Raw genomic sequence first — 18,162 nt, forward strand, 5'->3', positions numbered from 1 at the left:
GTCACGAGCGCCGAGGCGGACCGTCCTTACAGGAGGATGAGATGGACTTCCGGCTCACCGACGACCAAGAGGCGCTGCGCGAGAGCGTTCGGGAATTCGCCCGCGAGGTGGTCGCCCCGGTCATCGCCGAGCACTACGAGCAGCACACCTTCCCGTACGAGGTGATCCGGCAGATGGGCAAGATGGGCCTGTTCGGTCTGCCCTTCGCCGAGGAGCACGGCGGCATGGGCGGTGACTACTTCGCGCTCTGCCTCGCCCTGGAGGAGTTGGCCCGGGTCGACTCCAGCGTGGCCATCACGTTGGAGGCGGCGGTCTCGTTGGGCGCGATGCCGATCTACCGCTTCGGCACCGAGGAGCAGAAGGCGACCTGGCTGCCCCGGCTGCTCAGCGGCGAGGCGCTGGCCGGCTTCGGTCTCACCGAGCCGGGCACCGGCTCGGACGCCGCCGGCACGCAGACCAGGGCGGTGCTGGACGGCGACGAGTGGGTGATCAACGGGTCGAAGGCGTTCATCACCAACTCGGGGACCGACATCACGGCCATGATCACTGTCACGGCGGTGACCGGCACGAACCCGGACGGCTCCAAGGAGTTGTCGACGATCATCGTGCCGACCGGCACGCCCGGGTTCACCGTCGCGCCCGGCTACTCCAAGGTGGGCTGGACCGCCTCGGACACCCACGAGCTGACCTTCGACGACTGTCGGGTGCCGGCCGCCAACCTGCTCGGGGCCAGGGGTCGCGGTTTCGCGCAGTTCCTGCGGATCCTCGACGAGGGCCGGATCGCCATCGCCGCGCTCGCCGTCGGCCTCGCGCAGGGCTGTGTCGACGAGTCGATCAAGTACGCGAAGGAGCGGCACGCCTTCGGTCAGCCGATCGCTGCCAACCAGGCCATCCAGTTCAAGATCGCCGACATGGAGCTGAAGGCGCACACCGCTCGCCTGGCGTACTACGACGCTGCCGCGCGGATGCTGGCCGGCGAGCCGTTCAAGCGGCAGGCCGCCATCGCCAAACTGCACGCCAGCACGATCGCTGTGGACAACGCCCGGGAGGCCACCCAGATCCACGGCGGGTACGGCTTCATGAACGAGTACCCGGTGGCCCGGTTCTGGCGGGACTCCAAGATCCTGGAGATCGGCGAGGGCACGAGTGAGGTGCAACGCATGATCATCGCTCGGGACCTGGGCCTCTGAGTGGCCCAGCCGAACTGATCAGCCGGTCGTCCCGGACGGACTGTCCGTACGGCTGTCGGGTTTCGGCGAGCGGGCGTCAGTAGCCCGACGTTCGACTGCCGACGGTCGGAGTCCATCCGTACTCTTCGTGCCCATGACTCCGGATCATGACTGGTCGCGGAGCCCGGTCGGACGTACCACTCTGCCGGAGCTGCTCCGCGGGCATCGACGCGCCGCCGGCCTGACCCAGGCCGAGCTGGCGTCCCGGGCCGGGGTGGGTGTGCGTACGGTGCGTGACCTGGAGCGTGGCCGGTCGATCCGTCCACAACGCACCACTGTCGAGCTGCTCGCCGGGGCGCTGGCGCTGACCGGCACCAGTCGGGCGGCGTTCCTGACCGCGGCCCGCGGCGTCGGTGCCGAACCGGCCTCGCCGGACGCCGCCTCGACGACGTTCGCGCTCGCCGGCAGCGCCACGTCGGCGGCCGCACCCGCCGACCCGTCGGTCGCGCTCCCGCCGCCGGTCGCGTTGATCGGCCGGGAGCGCGACCTCACCGAGTTGGCCGGAATGCTGACCGTGGAGCGAGGGCCCCGGTTGGTGAGCCTCGTCGGGTTGGCCGGCGTCGGCAAGACCGCCCTGGCGACGTCGGTGGCGCACCTGGTGGCCGCCGCCCACCCGGCCGGTGTTGCCGGGGTCCTGGTGGGCGAGGGCGCGGACGGTCCGGACGTGCTCGCCGCCTCGATGTCCGTGCTCGGCGTGGCGCGCCTGCCCGAACTCGTGGCGCTGCTCGCCGGGCGGCCGACGCTGCTGGTAATGGACGCGGTGGAGCGCGCCCCGGGCCCGGTGGCCGCGACAGTGCACCGGTTGCTCGGCGCACTGCCCTCGCTGCGGGTGCTGGTCACCGGGCGACACCCGGTCGGGTTGCCCGGCGAGCGGGTCTGGCCGGTCGCGCCGCTCGACGTGCCACCACCGGAGGCCGAGCACTCCGGACTCGAATCGTGGCCGGCGGTCGCGTTGTTCACCGCCCGCCTCGCCCAGGTCCGCCGCGAGCCACCCACCCCCGCTGAGCTGCCCGCGCTCGCCGCGTTGGTGCGCCGGTTGGGCGGGCTGCCGTTGGCCATCGAGCTGATGGCGGCCCGGGGCCGTCTCCTCGACCTCACCGAACTGCTCGAACGGTACGGCGACCGGGTGCTCGACCTGGCCACTCCGGCCGAGGCGTCCGCCCACCCGGCCTGGGACGCACCGGAGGCTCCCGGCAGTCGGACGAGCGGACCCGACACCCGTGCTGCGGTCTCGGTCGCCGTCACCCTGCGGGACGCGGTGGCGTTCAGCTACCGCCTGTTGGCGGCGGACGAGCAGGCCGCGCTGCGGCAGTTGGCCGTCTTCGGTAACCGGTGGTCGGTCGAGTTGGCCGAGGAGATGCTCGCCGACGAGGCCGATCGGGACGGCACCGTGGCGATCGATCCGGTTCCCCTGTTGGACCGCTTCGTCGAGTTGGGGCTGCTGAGCGTACGCGGAACCGGATCGTTCCGGTTCCGGCTGCTCGACGCGGTCCGTGACTACGCCGTCGAGCAGGCGGCCGGTGCGGGTGAGCTGACCTGTATCCGGCGTCGACACGCCGAGGTCATCGCGCGCCTGGTGGCCCGTACCGCCAGCGACCTGATCGGCCCACGGTTACCCGACGCGGTGCACCGGCTGGACGAGATGAGCAGCGACATCAGCTCGTCGTTGGCCCACGCGACTACCGACGACCCGTTGACCGCGCTGCGGCTGGCGGCCTGCCTGACCCGCTGGTGGCGTTTCCGCGGACGCGACGTCGTCGGGCGGCAGTGGTTGCGGCGGCTGCTGGCGGACCCGCGAACCGCCGACGCCGACCCTCTTCTGCGTGGCTGGGCCGCCCTCGGGGTCGCCCGGCTGGCGGCGGAGCACGGCGCGGGTGCCGAGGAGTTGTCGACGGCCCGTGCGGCGTTGGACACCTTTCAACAGGCCGGCGACGTCACCGGGGAGTTGGAGGCGCGAAACGTGCTCGGCACCCTGCTGATCTCCGTGGGATGGCAGGACGAGGCTCGCGAGCAGGCCGAGGCGCTACTGCGGTTGGCCGCCCGCAACGGGCGGACCCGAGACCTGGCGGTGGCCCAGAACAGCCTCGCCTGGCACGAGATCCGCGCGGGCGATCTGGCTGCAGCGCGCCGCCGGCTCGCCGCTGTGGACCGACTCGCCGCCGAGAGTGGGGAGCAGCGACTGCGGGTGTTGGGCTGGGCCAACCGAGCCGAGGTCGCCCGACTGGAAGGCTGGTACGCGGACGCCATCGATCGTGGTCGGCGGGCGATCGCCGCCCTGTCCGAGTTGGGTGATCCCGGGCGTCGCCGTCGGGTTCTCGGGACCGTCGGGCTGGCGCTCGCCCAGGACGGGCGGGCCGCGGAGGCGACCGAGGTGCTGACCGAGTTGCGGGCCGGGGGCGTGGAGGCAGTCCCGGCGCGACCGGCCGTGCCGCGACCGCGCGGGGACGACGCGGCGCTGGCCCGGGGTGGGTCGGAGGTCGGGCTCTGTGCGCTGATCGAGGGGAACCTGGCGCTGCACCGGGGAGACCGGGAGTTGGCTGCCGAGTGGTTCGCGGCCGCCGCCGACCATGCGGGGCAGGAACGCCGCGATGCGGTGGAGGCGCTGGTTGGGCTGGCTGCGAGCACTGCGGACCCGGCGGTGCTCGATCGACTGGACCGGGTCTGTGTGGAGAGCGGTATCCGGCTGTTGCCGCAGGAGTCGGGCCTGCTCTACGCGCTGCTCGCCGGCCGAGGTGGACCGGCTCAGTAGCCTGCGCCTTCCCACGAGCGGATCGCGACGGGAGAGTGGCGCGGGCGAAGAGCCCCCTTTGGTGCTACCCCTCGCTGATCGCCCGCGCCGTCACCCCCCGGTGATCCCCGGTGCGGAAAGCCTGCCACCGATGCGGTGGCAGAAAGTCGGCTTGGACCGAATCATCCAGCTTGGCTGGGTCATTTCTGCCGGTCTTTCTGCCGCTGCCGCCGCCCGACGGCGGGTGCTGATCAGTGCCGTCGGGTGGCGTTGCCGGTGGCGGCGACCTGCTCCGGGCTGACGTCGTCACTGCCGGCGGTCGCGCACGGATGCGCGGCGTCGCGGACCCGCCGTAACCCGTCGAGGAGGGCCGCCAGCGCCTCGGGGTCGAGCTGCCCGGTGAACCACTGCTCGATCATCTGCAGATGCCCGGGCAGCGTCTCGTTCAGGCGTTGTATCCCGGCGGCGGTGACCACCGCGTACGAGCTGCGTCGGTCGTTCGGGCAGGCCCGGCGGGTGAGCAACCCGTCGCGCTCCATCCGGTCGACCACCCGGGTCACTCCGCTGGTGGACAGGGAGGTCTGTGCGGCGAGGTCGGTCATGCGTAGTTGGTTGCCCGGCGAGCGGGCCAGTCGGGTGATGACCTCGAACTCGACCGCGGAGAGGCCGTGCTCCTCGAGTTGGGCGTTGAACCGGGCTGACAGCCCGGCGTGTGCCTCGAAGAGCAGGCCGACGGCGGTGATCCGGGGATCGTCGAAGACGTTGGTCACCCGTTCATCATACCAGTGGTTGACACGAGGAATGTTGCAACGGTTATAGTTGCTCAAGCAGTCGTTGGGCTATTAAACAATCTCCTGGAGGACAGCACCATGACCAGCAGCATCGAAGCGGTTACCCGCGACTGGGACAGCCTCACCATCCCGGCGGCCGGCACCTACGCGCTCGACGTGGCGCACAAGCGGGTCGGCTTCGTTGCCCGGCACATGATGGTGAGCAAGGTTCGCGGTGAGTTCAACGAGGCCACCGCCACCATCACCGTCGCCGAGGACCCGCTGCAGTCGTCGGTCGTCGCCACCATTCAGGCCGCCAGCGTCGACACCACCCAGACCGACCGGGACGCCCACCTGCGCAGCCCCGAGTTCCTGGACGCCGAGAAGTTCCCGACGCTCGAGTTCCGCAGCACCGGGGTCAAGTCCCGTCGCGGCAGCGAGTTCGTGCTCACCGGTGAGCTGACCATCAAGGACGTCACCCGCCCGGTCGAGCTGGAGGTGGAGTTCGAGGGTGTCGGCCGCAGCCCGTTCGGCCAGGACATCTTCGGCTTCTCCGCGAGCACCGAGATCGACCGCGAGGAGTTCGGCCTGACCTGGAACGTCGCCCTGGAGACCGGGGGCGTGCTGGTCAGCCGCAAGATCAAGATCGAGATCGAGGGCGAGGCCGTCCGTCAGGCCTGATGTCCCAGTGATCGCCGGAGGGCAGGGGAACCCTCACGGCGATCCGAAACGCAGGGCCCGCGCCGCACGTCGGCGCGGGCCCTGCGTCGTTCCCACTGGTGGTAATTGTCACGGGTTGTTCGCACCGCAATCGGGTCCAGCCAGTCGACGACGGGGTACAGATGGCGCCACGAGCGCGTCCGCTCCGGTCGCCGTCGGATCAACGCCGTCGGCCTCTGGCCCCGGTCAGGTGGGCGCTCTTACCGTGGATGCTTCACAAAGCGCTTCCGGGACGGCATGATCCCGACCGCGCCGGCCGTCGGGAGGACACATGGGCAGGGACGTCTCAGAGGGCGCCTTCACCCGGGATGATCGCGTCCGATATCGGCAGAAGGTGCGGCGGTGCCTGGACGTCTTCGCCCTGATGCTTGACGACTTCGGCTTCGACGCCGACCGGCCGATGACCGGCCTGGAGATCGAACTCAACCTGGTCGACTCGGCCGCCGAGCCGGCGATGCGCAACGAGGAGATCCTCGCCGACATCGCGGACCCTCTCTTCCAGACCGAGTTGGGGCAGTTCAACCTTGAACTCAACGCCGAGCCCCGACTGATCGAGGGCACCGGTTTCGCCGACTACGAGCACGACCTGCGCGGCAGCCTCTCCCGGGCCGACGAGCGTGCCGCCAGGTCCGACGCGAAGATCGTCCTGGTCGGCATCCTGCCCACCCTCACCGAGGGGCACCTGGTCGAGGACAACCTCTCCACCAACGAGCGTTACCGGGTGCTCAACGACCAGATCGTCGGCGCCCGGGGCGAGGACATCGAGCTGGACATTCGCGGCGTCGAGCAGTTACGCACGCACACCGACTCGATCGCCCCCGAGGCCGCCTGCACGAGCCTCCAGTTCCACCTCCAGGTCGCCCCGGACAGCTTCGCCGACTACTGGAACGCGTCCCAGGCCATCGCCGGGGTGCAGGTGGCAGTCGGGGCGAACAGCCCCTTCCTGTACGGCCGCCAACTGTGGGCCGAAACACGGATCGCCCTGTTCCAGCAGGCCACCGACACCCGCCCAGACGAGCTGAAGGCCCAGGGAGTACGGCCGCGGGTGTGGTTCGGCGAACGGTGGATCACCTCGATCTTCGACTTGTTCGAGGAGAACGTCAGGTACTTCCCGCCGCTGCTGCCGATCTGCGAGGACGAGGACCCGGTGGAGGTCCTGCACGCCGGAGGTGTGCCACAGCTCGGGGAGCTGCGGTTGCACAACGGCACCGTCTACCGGTGGAACCGTCCGGTCTACGACATCATGAACGGCCGCCCTCACCTGCGAGTGGAGAACCGGGTGCTGCCGGCCGGTCCGACGGTGGTGGACATGCTGGCCAACGCGGCCTTCTACTTCGGGCTGGTACGCGGTCTGGCCGAGGCCGACCGACCGATCTGGAGTCAACTCACCTTCAGCTCCGCCGAGGAGAACTTCCACGCCGCCGCCCGACGTGGCCTCGACGCCGTGCTGCACTGGCCCGGGCTCGGCGACGTGCCGGTCACCAAGCTGGTCCTTGACCAACTGCTGCCCACCGCCGCCACCGGTCTGGACGGGTTCGGTGTCGCCCCGGCGCAGCGGGACCGGCTGCTCGACATCATCGAGCAGCGCTGCCGTACCGGCCGCAACGGTGCCGTCTGGCAGACCGAGGCGGTCTGGGCGGCGGAACGGCACCACGGCATGGACCGGACGGACGCGTTGCACCACATGGTCCAGCGCTACGCCGAACTCCAGCGCACCAACGAACCCGTCCACACCTGGCCAACCACCTAGCCCACCCCACCCCACCCGACCCCACCCACCCCACCCACCCCGGGCCCCACCCCACCCCCGAACGCGTTGACCATGAAGTTATTGCCATGACACGCCGGGCGAGGTGGCAACAACTTCATGATCAACAGGTGGGTCAGGGGCCTAGATGGGCCGGGGGGCCAGGGTGGGTCGGGGTTAGTCGGTGGTGCGGCGTGCTGCGCGGGTGCGCCGGCTGGTGGGGGTCAGATCCTCTGCCGCTGTTGCTTCGGTGGGACGACCGGCCGGATCCGCGAGGTCCGGGTCCGTACGCGGGGCGGGAACCTGCGGTACGGCGCTGGCGTCGGGCGGCGGCGAGCCCGTCCGGGGCGTCTGCGGTGGGGCGTCGGCCCTTCTGCGCCGCGCTGAGGTCCCGGCCGTCGAGGCCGTGGAGCCGGCCGTCGAGGCTGAGGTTGTGGCGGTCGAGCCGGAGACCGGCGGCGCGGGCTCGGTCTCGGCGACCGGGGCCGGGTCGGCCACCGTGTCCCGGGGCGCCGCACTCACCTCGGCCGGGCGGCTCTGTTCGGCCGGGCGGTTTCGCTCGCTTCGCTCGCCGAGGCGGGCGGCCAGCACCGAGCCGCCGATACCGGCGATCACCGCGTACGGGGCGATCAGCTGGGTGGACAGCTGCGCGGGGCCCAGCGTCGACCAGTGCGGCAGGGTGGTCAGGTAGGCGAGCGCGACGAGCACCGGGCCTGCCGCGCCGGAGGCCGCCGCACCGACGCGGTGCCCGCCCGAGCGGGCGGACCGCCGGGCGGCCAGTACGCCGATCAGCAGCGCGGGCACCAGCGCCAGCAGCGCACCGGGCCAGTAGAGCTGGCCCCCGATCCAGTACCGGGCGTGGTCCGGGTCGAACTGCCAGGTGCCGAGTTGGGCGCCGGTCAGCCCTCGTCCGACGCGTACCCCGTCGATCACGGAGATCACCGCGAGCAGCCAGAGCCAGGCGGCCGTCGCTGTCACGTTGACCGCTGCTGCTCGGGAGCGAAGCGCCCAGATCGCGACGAGGACGCCGATCAGAATGCCCAGCGTCGCCTGTACGGCGGCCGTCCGTTGCGGAGCGCCGGTGTCCGCGCCGGTCGCGACCCGCGCGGGTACCGCGATCAACAGCACAGTGACCAGCCCGCCCAGCCCGGCGCCAAGCGCCAGGGTCGCCCGGCGCAGCAGGCCACCTCGGTCGTGGACCGGCGGCTCGGCCACCGGTGGTGGCGTGCCCGCCACCTCCGGGCGGCCCGTGTCGACGGCGGGTGAAGGCCCGTCAACCGGGCTCTCGTGCCCCGGCCTCCGATCGTCGAGCTGCGGGCCCTCGTGGCGGGCAGCACCGTCGGGCGGCGTTTCCGGAGAGATCACGGCCTTCGCCGGAGCGTTCCGTTGGTGCAGCCGCTGCGCGCAGACCGCGCCGAGGACCGTCGAGCTGGCGGCGAGCCAGGTGGCCCAGGCAAGGCCGTCCGCCCAGGCGGTGTCGGTCGCACCGGCATCGGTGGGCGTCCAGGTGATGACGCCGAGCCCGTAGCCGAAGCCCAGTTGTGCGGCACCCGCGCCGGCAGCGACCCCGATCGCCGTCGCGATCGACACTCCCCAGCCCTGTCTGGCCATGCCGGGCAGCGTAACGTCCCGTCGTCGGCGCGGCGAGTCGCAAGGACCCGCCGGTGTGGACCGCCGGTGCGGGCGGGTTGGGCGGCGGGCGGTACGGTCGCCGGTGATGAGGCGGTGGGCGTTATGACGGACACGAACACGGGCCAGCAGAATGCCGCCGGTGGCGGTGCGGGCCGGGCCAGCGTCGTGCTCGGTGGTGGGTTGGCGGCGGTGCTGCTCGCCGCCGTGGGTGCGACCGGCGGCTGGTTGCTGGCCGGCGAGGACGACGCACCCTCTGGTGACCCGCTGGCCGTTGCGACCACGGCTGGCGCGTCGACCACCAGGGTCACCGCACCCCGACCGAGCAGCGGCCGGCCGACACCGTCGGCGGTCCAGACCTCCGCCACCCCGACCAAGGCGGCCGGCCTGACCGTGCCGCCGGTGATCGGCACCGACTTCGAGCAGGCCAGGGATACGCTGCGCAAGCAGCGGCTGGGTTGGCGGCTGGTCTTCGGTGGCGGCGCCGGCCGTACGGTCGAGAGCACCACACCGGCCGTGGGCACCGCTGTCGCCCGGGGGACGACGGTGCAACTACAGGTCGCCGGGCCGGCGCCGGCCGCCGAGGTGCCGGACGTGGTCGGCAAGAGTTGCGCCGACGCCGCCGACGAGTTGGTCGACGAGGGCCTCTACCCGCGCTACCTCAGCGGACGTACCGGGAAGGTCAGCCGGCAGGAGCCCGCCGAGGACGGCCCGGCCCGGTGGAACGACCAGGTCAGCATCTGGTGCGGCTCGGACAACCAGCCGACCGCGAACCCCACGCAGTGAGGTCAGGCCGGCGGGTTCGAGCCTGCCGGTGCCTACCCGCCGTCCTGTCCCGCCGACAGCCGGCGCGGCTCGGCACGCTGGTCCCCACCGATGGGGGTGTGGGCGACTAGGTTGGCGGTCGAGGGCCATGACGCCCGTCCGGGTTCGGGAAAGGACGTGCGATGAGCGACGACCGCCAGGAGCCTCCCGCCGGCGAGCACGACGACGACCGGACCCGCCCCCTGCCCTCCGCCGCTGATCGGCCGGCCCCGACCGGGCCCGCCGCCGACCGACCGGAGCCGACGCAACCGACGCCAGCGGCCACCGGCCCGGACGAGACGGCACCGATAGACCGGACTGTCCCGGCTCGTCCCGACCTGTCTCCCGACCAGACCATGCCGATCGACCGGTCCGCCGGCACCCGGCCGGGTCCGCCGGCCGACCGGACGGCGCCGATACCGCCAGCCTGGTCCGGTCGGGCCGAGGTGCGCTCGCCTCGACCGGATGACGCCGGCGGTGAGTGGTACGTCGAGGAGCAGGGTGGTCGGCGGTGGTGGTCGCCGATCCTCTGGGGCGTGCTGGCGCTGCTGCTCGCCGGCCTGCTCGGGGGCGCGCTCTGGGTGGTGCTCGCCCAGCAGGACGACGACCGCAACGATCCGGGGCCCACCCCGTCCCCTCCGCCGACCAGTGCCCCCAGGACCCCGCCGACCAGCGCAGCCCCCACGTCGACGGCGCCCACCAGCGAGTCGCCGAGCAGTTCGCCGACCACTGACGCGCCGGATGAGCTGCCCGTGCCACCGCTCGCCGGCCTGCCACAGGCCACCGCCGAGGGGCTGTTGGCTCGGCTCGGCCTGGCCTACCGGGTGGTGTACCGCCCGTCGGAGCTGCCACCGGGGACGGTGGTGGGCACCGAGCCGGAGGCGGGCACGTCGGTGTCGACCGACGACGAGGTGTTGTTGATCATCTCGCAGGCCGTGCCGCCGAGCGGGTCGAGCCCGACCACGCCGAGCCCCACGGTGACGAACACACCGTGACCGCTGGTCACCACATCCGGCGGCGGGTGCCGACGAGACCGATGCCGGCCAGCGAGATGGCGAGGCCGAAGATGCCGGACCAGAAGAGGGAGCGGCGGATGTCAGTTGCGCTGTGCCCGGCCGGAGCGGCTTCGGTGAGTTCCTGGGGGCCGTCGGACTGGCCGCCGGCGCCAAGGCCGGACACCGGCCCGGTCGGGTCGGCACCACCAGCGTGGTCGGCAGGGGTGCCGGTGTCGATCCAGCCAGGTTCCTCGTAGATCGACTGACCGTCGCCCGTCGGCGGGTCGGAGTCGAGCACGGTGATCTCCGGTGCGGGCACCGGTGCGGTCAGCCGGGTGGACGACATCGCCGGGTCGCGGACGAGGACCAGGAGTGTCGCCATCGCCCCGAGGAGGGCGAGGAGTCCGATGGCATAGGCGATACGGGAGCGGTGGTGCCGCCGCAGGGCGGGCTGATTGACCATGACCATCCCAGGGTCAGGGTCCTGGACGAGCGGTGGAACGGTGCCGGGGTGGGCGTACCGATTCTATGGCGACGGCACGCCCACCGGCGGCGGTTCGGGTCGGTCAGCCCACCCGGAGCGGGGTACGCGCGACCGGGCGGCGGGCCCGCACTGTGTGCGGACGGGGTTCGGGGGCGGCCTGCAGTTGCTGCAGCCCTTCCCGCTGGACGAAGATCGACCGTCGGGTGACAGCGTCGCCCGCGGCGTTCAACTCGTAGCCGTCGAGCCAGAGCCAGCCGTCATAGGTCGGCCAGTCGAGCACCCGGATCACCCGGAACTTGATCGGCCTGAGGAACTGGACACTCGCCGCGCGTGTCACGTGCAGTACGTCACCGGTGCGGGGAAGCACATGGGCTCCTGGGGAGGATCGGCCGGCGGTTGCGCCGGCGGTGCCTGAACGGGGGACGTCTCGGCCGGTGACGGGGTCGTGCCTCGTGAACCGGTGGTGCGGATGGCGGTGGTCGGGCCGTACCCCGCTGGTGACGTGCCGCCACCCGACCACCACCCGGTTGCTTCCGGGAACCGCGCCCGCCGCCGCAGCTTGCCGGCTTGCAGCGGCGGGGTCCTTACCCCGGAGCAGGTCGCGTTGTCGTCGGCCGGGCCCGCGCCGTGCCCGGCTTCCCCGAAGCGGTGGGTTCACCACTCGGAGGGACCGGACGGAGACGCTGAGTGATCCGTGCCATACGGACAGAGTGCATCAGGGACGTGCTTCATGCAAGTTGCACGTCGACTTTTGCCGATACGTGAGCGTGTCGCGCGAAAGGCCTATTGAAGCCATCCGCGTCCGGGCGGCAGACTGGGGACCGGTTTCGCCCGTCGCGGCCGGCCGAGGACCGGCACCACCCCTTCGTCGCGAACGCTCGCCGGTCGACGGTCGCGCCCCCGGCGGGTGTCACCAGTGGCGCGTTACCGGAGGTAGCCCGAGTGGGGTCGAGCAGCCAGCGGCGGGGACCAGTGACTCACGGGTTGCGCGATGAGTGAGCGGCGCAGTCCCACCATCAGACGGCGGCGGCTCGGGGCCGAGCTGCGCCGCCAGCGGGAGTCCGCCGGGATCACCATCGAGGTGGTCGCCGAACAGTTGGAGTGCTCGGCGTCGAAGGTCTCCCGGATCGAGACCGGGCACACCACGGCCACCCCGCGCGACGTGCGGGACATGCTGCGGATCTACGGCGTCGTCGGCGCCGAGAGCGACGAGCTCGTGCAGATCGCCCGGGAGGCCCGCCAGAAGGGCTGGTGGCACCCCTACAGCACGGTGCTCGTCGGCGCATACGTCGGGCTGGAGGCGGCGGCCAGTTCGATCCGGGCGTACGAACAGCAGGTCGTTCCGGGTCTTCTGGAGACCGAGGAGTACGCCGGGGCCATGATCCGTGCGGCTCGGCCGGACTTCACCGCCGATCAGGTGCATCAAAGAGTGCGTGTCCGTTTGGGCCGTCAGTCGTTATTGACCCAGGACGATCCGGTCGATCTGTGGGTGGTGCTCGATGAGGCGGTGGTAAGTCGGCCGGTGGGCGGGGACGAGGTGATGCGCGGTCAACTCAAGCGGTTGGTCGAGGTGGCCGAGTTGCCGAACGTGACGCTGCAGATCCTGCCCTTCGAGGTGGGTGCGCATGCCGGCATGGACGGCACGTTCACGATCCTCAGCTTCCCTGAGCCCGGTGATCCGGATGTTGTGTACGCGGAGAACGCCACGGGTGGGCTTTTCCTCGAGAAGAGCGACGAACTACAGAAGTACAGCTTCATCTTCGATCACATCCGCGCTGCGGCCATACGTCCGGAGGAGTCCGTCGCACACATCGCAAAACTGGCAGAGGAGCCGTTGTGGAAATGGCGACCAAAGGGTTCCCCGTGGACCTGACGCAGGCAGCATGGTTCAAGAGCTCGAAGAGCGGGCCGAACTGTGACAACTGCGTGGAGGTGGCGTACGTGACGGGGGCGGTCGGAGTGCGGGACTCGAAGGACAAGGCGGGCCCCGCCCTGGTCTTCGCGCCGGGTGACTGGCACTCCTTCGTTGCCGGCACCCGGGGTGGTGTGTTCGGCGCGGTCTGACCGACTGGTCAATGGAGTCCCCGTCCGGTTCGCCGGACGGGGACTTTGCCGTGTCCGCGGTGGGCGCGGCTGCCTGTCGCGTCGCGGCGGGGGTCGGAGAGGTTCCGTCGGGATTCCCGTCGCCAGAGCGTCCCCGTCTCGTTGAACCGATCGGTACGGCGCTGGTCGACGACCCGCCGCACCGACCCGCAACCGAGCGAGTAGGCGAGACGGATGACGACGATCGGTTCAGACAACCTCACCACCGGTCCGGCAAAGCCGGAGCGGTTCGGTGGCAAGTACCGCGGTGCTCGTCGGGACACGGTTCTGACCGAGGTGGTCTCGACCGACCAGGAGTTGAGCGGTCGGGAGGGTGCTTCCGAGACGACGGATCCTCCGCTCTCGCTGCCCTCACTGGACCCGAACCCGCTGATCGAGCCGTCGTTCCCGCCGGCGGGCTGGCCGATGGAGCCGCCCGAGTCCCTGGCGGACCACCCGTTGCTGCGGGGTCTGCTGATGGAGTTGCCGCCGAAGGGCACAGTGCCCTCGCAGGACTGGCTGGACCGCTGGTTCGAGGCCACCAGGTCGATCCTGGAACTGCTATACGTGCAGAGCGCCAGCCGCCCGCGTTGACCCTGCGACGGCGGGCTGGGCCCGCTCCGCGAGGCGGTTGTGGCGTAGCGCGTGCCGGACCCCGATGGCGATCACCGCTAGTGCCCCCACCGTGATCGCCGGCCCGGTGACGCCGGGGTCGGCGCCGAGGTCGGCACCGGCGGCGGCGATCAACGCCGGCAGCGTGGCCAGGGCGGTGACCTGTGGTGGCAGCCCGACGAGCGGGTGGGCCGCGGCGGCGCGCAGCCCGTGCGGCGCGGGGGTGGCGGGGGCACTGGCGAACGCGCCCGCACCTGCCCAGAGCCGGCGGATCCGTCGTACCGAGCAGACCGTCGCCACCAGCGCCGGGCCGGCGGCCACTGTGAGCCCGGCGGCGGCCCGGTCGACCGGCGCGGTGCCGGCGCTGAGCAGCCCGCCGCCGAGCACGGCCGCGGTGAGCGCCACGCCGGTGAGGGTCAGCGCCAGCAACCATCCGGTACGCCGACGCAGCATGCGGGTGTTGCGCAGCCCGGGGAGGCCGTCGGCAACGACGCCGGCGGCCAGCCAGACGGCGGCGACCGGAAGCAGGATGGTGAGCTGACTCTCCATGTTCGAGAGTCTTTCCCGAATTCCGGCGAGGCGAATCCGGGCGCGTCCCCCGTTCGCCCCGGACGCCGGGCCCGTAGGGGGTCATCACTCGAAGGTATGGCCGTTTCGACATGTTCAACTGCCCGACGACTGACTTACCCTCAGCTAGATCGGCGAGTGTCGATTGATGTTGGGACCGGTGGTCACGTTCCACTGCCGGTCAGAGGGAGGTAGGAAATGGGTCTTCCACGAAGGTCCGTACTGATCGGGGTGGCCGCGGCGACAGTGCTGGCCGTCGGTACCCCAGCCCTGGCCGCCGAACCCGTGGGTGTGGTTCGGGCCGCCGGCGGAGCCACCGCCGTGCCGGACAGCTACATCGTCGTACTCAAGGACAGCGCCGTGGCCCGGGACCGGGTCGGCGACACCGCGAAGCGGCTCTCCGGCCGCCACGGCGGCACTGTGGCCCGCACCTACGGAGCGGCGCTGCGCGGCTTCGAGGCCACCGTGAACGCGAGCGCGGCGGCGCGGATCGCGGCCGACCCGGCGGTGGCGTACGTCGAGCAGAACCACACCGTCTCGATCTCCGGCACGCAGGCCAACCCGCCCTCCTGGGGCCTCGACCGGATCGACCAGCGCAACCGGCCGTTGGACAGCTCCTACACCTACCCGAACACGGCGAGCAACGTGCACGCCTACATCATCGACACCGGCATCCGGTTCTCCCACAACGACTTCGGCGGCCGGGCCACGTCCGGCTACGACGCGGTGGACGGTGGGTCGGCCGACGACTGCAACGGGCACGGCACGCACGTGGCCGGCACCGTCGGCGGGTCCGCGTACGGGGTGGCCAAGGGCGTCCAGCTCGTCGGCGTACGGGTGCTGAACTGCTCCGGCAGTGGCACGAATGCCGGCGTGATCGGCGGCGTCGACTGGGTCACCGCGAACGCGATCAAGCCGGCGGTGGCGAACATGAGCCTCGGCGGCGGCGCGAACAGCTCGCTGGACAACGCCGTCCGCAACTCGATCGCCTCGGGCGTCACGTACGGCCTGGCGGCCGGCAACGACAACGGCGCGAACGCCTGCAACACCTCGCCGGCGCGTACCACGGAAGCCATCACGGTGGGCTCGACCACCAGCTCGGACGCCCGGTCGTCGTTCTCCAACATCGGCACCTGCCTGGACATCTTCGCGCCCGGCTCGTCGATCACCTCGGCCTGGTACAACAGCAACACCGCCACCAACACGATCAGTGGCACCTCGATGGCCACCCCGCACGTGGTCGGAGCGGCGGCCCTGGTGGCCAGCGCCAACCCGAGCTGGACCCCGGCTCAGGTCCGCAACCAACTGGTGGCCAACGCCACGCCCAACGTGGTGACCAACCCCGGCTCGGGCTCACCGAACCTGCTGCTCTACGTGGGTACCGGCAGCACCCCGCCGCCGCCCACCGGCTGCACCGGCACCAACGGCACCGACGTGTCGATCCCGGACGCCGGCTCGGCGGTGACCAGCTCGATCACCATCTCCGGCTGCGGTCGCAACGCCTCCTCGACCTCCACGGTGGCGGTGAACATCGTGCACACCTACCGCGGTGACCTGGTCATCGACCTGCTCGCCCCGGACGGCAGCTCGTACCGGCTGAAGAACAGCAGCACCTCGGACAGCGCCGACAACGTGAACGCCACGTACTCGGTCAACGTGTCCGGTGAGGCCGCCGACGGCATCTGGCGACTCCAGGTGCGGGACACCTACTCGGCCGACACCGGCTACATCAACACCTGGACCCTGACGGTCTGACCGGTCTCTGACGACCGAGGCCCCACCCGGCACGCCGGGTGGGGCCTCGCGTCGTACGGATCGGGCTCAGACCGAGAAGGTGGCCGGCCGCTCGGTGGCCGGGGCCGGCGGGCGGGCCTTCCACAGGCCGATCTTCTGCGCGGCGAGCCGGCTCAGGTAGACCGGGTTGAGGATGACGTAGCGGCGCCAGAGCCGCTTCGGCTCCAGACCGAGGCGCCAGAACCACTCAAGACCGGCCCGCTGCATCCACGGCGGGGGCTGGCGCAGCAGCCCGGCGTGGTAGTCGAAGGCCGCGCCGACCGCCATCAGCGGCATGTCGAGCAGCGGCCGCATGGCGTACGCGAAGACCTCCTGGCGCGGGCAGCCGAGCCCGACCAGCACCAACCGGGCCCCACTGGACCGGATCCGGTCGGCGATCTCGGCGTCCTCACCGGGCTGGACGGCACGGAACTTGGACGGCTCCACCCCGGCGATCTTCAACGCCGGGAACATCCGCTCCAGGGCCGGGATCAACCGGGCGAGGGTCTCCTCGGTCGAGCCGTACAGGTATACCGGTAGCCCCTCGTCGGCGAAGCGCGACAGCACGTGCAGGGTCAGGGTCGGCCCGTACACCCGGTCGCTGAGGCCGGCGTGGTGCAGCAGGTTGAGCGCCCAGCGCACCGGCTGCCCGTCCGGCGTGACCACGTCGAAGGAGTTGAGCCGCGCGTTGTGCGCCGGGTCGAGCACCCCGGTCATCACACCGTGCACTGCCAACGCGGTCAGCGCGAGGGGACGCCGCTCGTGTGCCGCGGTCACCACCGCGTCGGTCGCCGTGGCGTAGTCGGTGGCGTCGACCAGGACGCCGAGCACGTTGCGCTTCGTCCGGACACTCACGGCTGGGCCACCCACTTGTCCACGTTGGCCTCGTAGATTTCCCGCAGGATCATCGGCACGTCGTACGTGATCTTCCAGTCCGGATACTGCGCCTCGAACCGGGCCATGCTGCTGACGTACCACTGGTGGTCGCCGGTGCGGTTCTGCTCGACGTAGTTGATCTGCGCCTCGCGGCCGGTGATCTCCTCAGCGATCCGGAATGCCTCGATGTGCGAGGTGTTGGAGTGCCGGCCGCCACCGAGGTTGTAGACCTCAGCGGATCGCGGGGCCCGGAAGAACGCCTCGAACGCGGTCAGCACGTCGTGCGAGTGGATCGCGTCCCGCACCATCTTGCCCTTGTAGCCGAAGAGGTTGTAAGTCCGGCCCTCCATGACGCAGCGCATCAGATAGGCCAGGAACCCGTGCAGCTCGGCCGCCGAGTGCGCCGGGCCGGTCAGCGTGCCGCCCCGGAAGCAGGCGGTCTTCATGTCGAAGTAGCGCCCGTACTCCTGGACCATCACGTCCGCGGCGACCTTGGAGGCGCCGAAGACCGAATGCAGCGAGTGGTCGATCGACATCTCTTCGGTGATGCCCTGGTACCAGCGGTGGTCCTCGGGCAGCTCGTACCGGGTCTCCAGCTCGATGAGCGGCAGGCTGTTGGGCCGGTCGCCGTACACCTTGTTCGTCGAGCAGTGGATGAACGGTGCGTCGATCGCGTGCCGGCGCGTGTTCTCCAGGATGTTGAGCGTGCCGCCGGCGTTCACGTCGAAGTCCGTGTACGGCTCCTTGGCTGCCCAGTCATGGCTCGGCTGGGCAGCGCTGTGGATCACCACGGCGATGTCCGAGCCGTACTTCTTGAACACCTGCTCCAGGCCGTCCCGGTCCCGGATGTCCACCGCGAAGTGGGTGTACGCGTTTCCCAGGTCACGACCGAGCCGTTCAAGGCTCCACGAGGTGGAGCCGTCCTCGCCGAAGAAATACCGGCGCATGTCGTTGTCGATGCCGACAACATCCAGACCGAGGCCGGCGAAATGCCGGACCGCCTCGGAGCCGATCAGACCACCCGACCCTGTCACCAACGCGACACTCACACGCCACTCCTGGTCCATCGGAGGCAGAATCCATCGGAGCATAGCGTGACGTCCAGCACGCCCCGATATGACGGAAGGGCCCCGCATGAAGCGGAGC

General features: G+C 71.0%; 17 protein-coding genes. 10 read left to right on the forward strand and 7 right to left on the reverse strand.

Going from position 1 to position 18,162, the window contains the following annotated elements; genetic code table 11:
- The first annotated feature begins 41 nt into the window (after positions 1-41).
- Together OHB44_RS01210 and OHB44_RS01215 are read left to right on the forward strand one after the other, a co-directional pair.
- Positions 42-1,190 carry an acyl-CoA dehydrogenase family protein gene (locus OHB44_RS01210; protein WP_330439406.1) on the forward strand — a complete coding sequence of 383 codons (1,149 nt, stop codon included), beginning with the start codon at positions 42-44 and terminating at the stop codon, positions 1,188-1,190.
- 133 nt (positions 1,191-1,323) lie between these two features.
- Positions 1,324-3,978, forward strand: a complete 2,655-nt coding sequence (locus tag OHB44_RS01215) for an ATP-binding protein (protein ID WP_330439407.1) — start codon at positions 1,324-1,326, stop codon at positions 3,976-3,978.
- A 230-nt stretch (positions 3,979-4,208) separates the two neighbouring features.
- Here OHB44_RS01215 and OHB44_RS01220 read toward each other — a convergent pair whose 3' ends face one another.
- Entirely contained in the window at positions 4,209-4,727 is a 519-nt protein-coding gene (locus tag OHB44_RS01220; protein ID WP_238687668.1) for a MarR family winged helix-turn-helix transcriptional regulator, read from the reverse strand.
- A 99-nt stretch (positions 4,728-4,826) separates the two neighbouring features.
- On the opposite strand from OHB44_RS01220, the gene OHB44_RS01225 reads away from it, so the two are divergent.
- Both OHB44_RS01225 and OHB44_RS01230 read left to right on the forward strand, forming a co-directional pair.
- Positions 4,827-5,408, forward strand: a complete 582-nt coding sequence (locus tag OHB44_RS01225; protein WP_330439408.1) for a YceI family protein — start codon at positions 4,827-4,829, stop codon at positions 5,406-5,408.
- 310 nt (positions 5,409-5,718) lie between these two features.
- Positions 5,719-7,197: a glutamate--cysteine ligase gene (locus tag OHB44_RS01230; protein WP_238687670.1), complete on the forward strand. Its 1,479-nt coding sequence runs from the start codon at positions 5,719-5,721 to the stop codon at positions 7,195-7,197.
- A gap of 174 nt (positions 7,198-7,371) precedes the next feature.
- On the opposite strand, the gene OHB44_RS01235 is transcribed toward OHB44_RS01230, so the two are convergent.
- Positions 7,372-8,805, reverse strand: coding sequence for a hypothetical protein (locus OHB44_RS01235; RefSeq protein ID WP_330439409.1), 1,434 nt, complete (start codon positions 8,803-8,805; stop codon positions 7,372-7,374).
- 123 nt (positions 8,806-8,928) lie between these two features.
- On the opposite strand from OHB44_RS01235, the gene OHB44_RS01240 reads away from it, so the two are divergent.
- Entirely contained in the window at positions 8,929-9,609 is a 681-nt protein-coding gene (locus OHB44_RS01240) for a PASTA domain-containing protein (RefSeq protein WP_330439410.1), read from the forward strand.
- 161 nt (positions 9,610-9,770) lie between these two features.
- Positions 9,771-10,622, forward strand: coding sequence for a PASTA domain-containing protein (locus OHB44_RS01245; RefSeq protein ID WP_330439411.1), 852 nt, complete (start codon positions 9,771-9,773; stop codon positions 10,620-10,622).
- A 7-nt stretch (positions 10,623-10,629) separates the two neighbouring features.
- Here OHB44_RS01245 and OHB44_RS01250 read toward each other — a convergent pair whose 3' ends face one another.
- Complete coding sequence (locus OHB44_RS01250; RefSeq protein WP_442932647.1) at positions 10,630-11,085, reverse strand: hypothetical protein; 456 nt, start codon at positions 11,083-11,085, stop codon at positions 10,630-10,632.
- 103 nt (positions 11,086-11,188) lie between these two features.
- Positions 11,189-11,473 carry a hypothetical protein gene (locus OHB44_RS01255; protein WP_091396374.1) on the reverse strand — a complete coding sequence of 95 codons (285 nt, stop codon included), beginning with the start codon at positions 11,471-11,473 and terminating at the stop codon, positions 11,189-11,191.
- 624 nt (positions 11,474-12,097) lie between these two features.
- Between OHB44_RS01255 and OHB44_RS01260 the strand changes: the two genes are divergently transcribed.
- From OHB44_RS01260 to OHB44_RS01270, 3 genes are all read left to right on the forward strand, one after another.
- Positions 12,098-12,979, forward strand: coding sequence for a helix-turn-helix domain-containing protein (locus OHB44_RS01260; protein ID WP_091396372.1), 882 nt, complete (start codon positions 12,098-12,100; stop codon positions 12,977-12,979).
- On the forward strand, positions 12,949-13,170 hold the full coding sequence (locus OHB44_RS01265) for a DUF397 domain-containing protein (RefSeq protein ID WP_091396369.1): 222 nt from the start codon (positions 12,949-12,951) through the stop codon (positions 13,168-13,170). The genes OHB44_RS01260 and OHB44_RS01265 overlap by 31 nt, the downstream gene beginning before the upstream one ends.
- A gap of 213 nt (positions 13,171-13,383) precedes the next feature.
- The gene (locus OHB44_RS01270) at positions 13,384-13,782 is read left to right on the forward strand and encodes a hypothetical protein (RefSeq protein ID WP_238658498.1); all 399 of its coding nucleotides are present in this window, start codon (positions 13,384-13,386) and stop codon (positions 13,780-13,782) included.
- Here OHB44_RS01270 and OHB44_RS01275 read toward each other — a convergent pair.
- Positions 13,750-14,349, reverse strand: coding sequence for a hypothetical protein (locus OHB44_RS01275; protein WP_238687675.1), 600 nt, complete (start codon positions 14,347-14,349; stop codon positions 13,750-13,752). The two genes, OHB44_RS01270 and OHB44_RS01275, sit on opposite strands and share 33 nt — an antisense overlap.
- 216 nt (positions 14,350-14,565) lie before the next feature.
- Here OHB44_RS01275 and OHB44_RS01280 point away from each other — a divergent pair, with 216 nt between their 5' ends.
- Complete coding sequence (locus tag OHB44_RS01280) at positions 14,566-16,122, forward strand: S8 family peptidase (protein WP_330439413.1); 1,557 nt, start codon at positions 14,566-14,568, stop codon at positions 16,120-16,122.
- 66 nt (positions 16,123-16,188) lie between these two features.
- On the opposite strand, the gene OHB44_RS01285 is transcribed toward OHB44_RS01280, so the two are convergent.
- Both OHB44_RS01285 and OHB44_RS01290 read right to left on the reverse strand, forming a co-directional pair.
- A complete protein-coding gene (locus OHB44_RS01285) occupies positions 16,189-16,995 on the reverse strand; it encodes a WecB/TagA/CpsF family glycosyltransferase (protein ID WP_238687677.1) in 807 nt (268 codons plus the stop codon).
- Positions 16,992-18,107, reverse strand: a complete 1,116-nt coding sequence (locus tag OHB44_RS01290) for an NAD-dependent epimerase/dehydratase family protein (protein ID WP_238687678.1) — start codon at positions 18,105-18,107, stop codon at positions 16,992-16,994. Before OHB44_RS01290 ends, OHB44_RS01285 begins: the two co-directional genes overlap by 4 nt.
- Between the last annotated feature and the right edge of the window lie 55 nt (positions 18,108-18,162).

The sequence above is a fragment of the Micromonospora sp. NBC_00821 genome (assembly GCF_036347035.1).
Classification (GTDB): Bacteria; Actinomycetota; Actinomycetes; order Mycobacteriales; family Micromonosporaceae; genus Micromonospora; species Micromonospora hortensis.